The sequence below is a fragment of the Streptomyces sp. genome, assembly GCF_019510245.1.
GTDB lineage: Bacteria > Actinomycetota > Actinomycetes > Streptomycetales > Streptomycetaceae > Streptomyces.
In genome coordinates this window covers 1-2416 of sequence record NZ_JAEKKT010000479.1, presented here as the reverse complement: position 1 = coordinate 2416, position 2416 = coordinate 1, and the positions used below count along the sequence as shown (strand labels likewise).

At 72.4% G+C, this 2416-nt stretch carries 2 protein-coding genes; one reads left to right on the top strand and one right to left on the bottom strand.

Features of this window, described 5'->3' with window-relative positions:
• Positions 1-698 precede the first annotated feature (698 nt).
• A complete protein-coding gene (locus tag JF597_RS54325) occupies positions 699-1724 on the bottom strand; it encodes a YihY/virulence factor BrkB family protein (protein ID WP_294014527.1) in 1026 nt (341 codons plus the stop codon).
• A 117-nt stretch (positions 1725-1841) separates the two neighbouring features.
• Between JF597_RS54325 and JF597_RS54320 the strand changes: the two genes are divergently transcribed.
• Complete coding sequence (locus JF597_RS54320; protein ID WP_294014525.1) at positions 1842-2276, top strand: DUF6098 family protein; 435 nt, start codon at positions 1842-1844, stop codon at positions 2274-2276.
• The last annotated feature ends 140 nt before the right edge of the window (positions 2277-2416 follow it).

The following is a 2416-nucleotide window of genomic DNA, read 5'->3' as shown; positions in this document are numbered from 1 at the left end:
CGTCGGCGCACCCCGGCGGCGGCGTCCACGGCGCGCCCGGCGCCAACGCGGCCCGCGCCGCGATCAAGCGGCTCGGCCCCGCCGGCGCGGCGCGGCGGCGCGCGATCGACGCCCTCCACCGGCGCATCTACCGCTGACCGGCCCCCCGCCCGAGCCCGCCAACGCGTGTCGGCCGCGACTTTGACTTCTCAAGCGGGCCTCGGGCGGCCTTGCAGCACCGCTTGAGAAGTCAAAGTCGGGGGGCGACGGCGGGCGACCGCGGTGCGGAGCCGGGATGTTGCAGTACGGCCTACGGCAGGCTCGGCACGGACACCTGCCGCCGGTTCTCGACGATGGAGCGCAGCCGCTGCAGGCACTCCCGGTTGCGCCGGCTGAGCACCCATCGATGTAGACCTCGCCGAAGGGCCAGGCGCGGCCCTGCAGCACCAGGCGGGACGGCGGCTCGCACTCGACCACCGCCGTCACGTCCGAGATCGCGAGCGGCCACCCACCGACCTGGTGGTGCACGATCGAGCCGGGCGCCGGCCAGTTCTCGTCCACGTCGCGGATGTGCGTGGCGCCGACGACCCACACCGGCAGCAGCCAGGCATCGGAGAGCGCGGCGAACACCCGCTCGGGCGGCGCGGCGATCGGCAGCGAGACCTTGGTCCGCGGACGGTCCTTGCCGCGGCCGAGCTGGGGCGGGTGCGAGGACGCGCTCATTGGGTGGCCGCCCGCGTCCGGCGGGTCCGCTCGGCGGCGCGGCGCTCGTCGTCGTCCAGCTTGCGCGTGTCGCGGGCGATCGCGAACGGCTGCTGGTCGCGGTCGAGACCTTGCCGCAACGCGCGCTCGTGCTCGAGCTCGGCGTCGAACTCGGCGCCCAGCAGGATCGCGAAGTTCGAGATCCACAACCAGATCAGGAAGATGATCACGCCGGCGAGCGAGCCGTACGTCTTGTTGTACGAACCGAAGTTGGCGACGTAGATCGCGAAGGCGCCCGACGCGAGCAGCCAGATCAGCACGGCGACCGCGGCGCCCGGGCTCAGCCAGCGGAAGCCGCCCGCCTTCACGTTCGGGGCCGCCCAGTAGAGGACGCCCAGCATGAGCGCGAACAGGATCAGCAGCACCGGCCACTTCGCGATCTCCCACACGAGAACCGCGGTCGAGCCGAGCCCCAGCGCGTTGCCGACGTGCGTCGCGAGCGACCCGGTGGCGACCACGATGACGATGCCGGCGACGAGGCACACGACGGTGAACAGCGTGACGCCCAGGCGCACGGGCGCCGTCTTCCAGATCGGACGTCCCTCCGGCATGCCGTAGATGCGATTGCTCGCCCGCATGAACGCCGCGACGTACCCCGAGGCCGACCACAGCGCGAGCAGGATGCCGACGATGCCAAGAATGCCCGCGGCGCCCTTCTGCTGCTGGGCGTGCGTGATCACGCTGCGCAGGAAGTCGGAGACGCTGCCGGGCGCGACCTGCCCGAGATTGTCGATCAGCGTCTGCGCGGTGCTGTGCCCGAGCAGGCCGACGATCGACACGAGCACGAGGACGCCCGGGAAGATCGACTGGATGCCGTAGTAGGTGAGCGCGGCGGCGCGGTCGGAGAGCTCGTCCGGCTGCACCTGCTTCCCGGCCCGCTTGAGCACGGCGAACCAGGACGGCTTCGGTAGATCGGTGGGGGACTCCGGGGGCGGCTGAGCCGGTGGCTGGGCCCCCCGGTGCTGGGCGTGCGGCTGCGACATGGTGGTGCTCCTTCGACGGCGGCGCCGGCGCGCCTGCTCGGCGGCTCTCCACTGGCGTACCCAGTGGGCCGCGCCGGGGAACGGTGATCGCCGCCGCGACCTGGGTATGGCCGCGGTATGGGCGCCGTCCACTCTCTCGACGAACTGGCCCGTCTGGTCGAGGGCTGGACGGGTGAGCACGGGCTGTACGTCCGGTGGACCGACGACATGGAGCGCGACCTGCGCACCGGTGTGAGTCGCGACGAGCTCACCGGTCTCGAGCTCCCGGGTCTGTCGGCGAACAGCCTGAAGGTCGAGACCTGGTGGGCCGATCGTCCGCTCACCGCCTGGCTGGCCCGGCGGCTCTACGACTACCGCCATCTCTCCGAGAAGCGCGGTCCCGGCACCAGCCCGTGGGTGGTGAGCGGGGTCGAGCGCAGCCGCGGGCCGGACAACGAGCCGCTCATCGCCGACTGCGAGCCGGTCGCGGCGATCGACATGGCCGTCCTGGACGAGGTGCAGCGCGAGGTCGAGCGCCTCGGCGACGACTGGGGCTCGCTCGACCGCCGCTGAGCGGAGCGCTATTCGCTGAGCGGAGCGCTATTCCGTGGCCTGCTGCAGCCGGACGTACGCGTGCTGCAGGAAGTCCGAACCGGCGACCGCGGTGAAGGTCGCCATCGCCAGGCGAGTCGGGACGGGTGCGAGCACGAGGC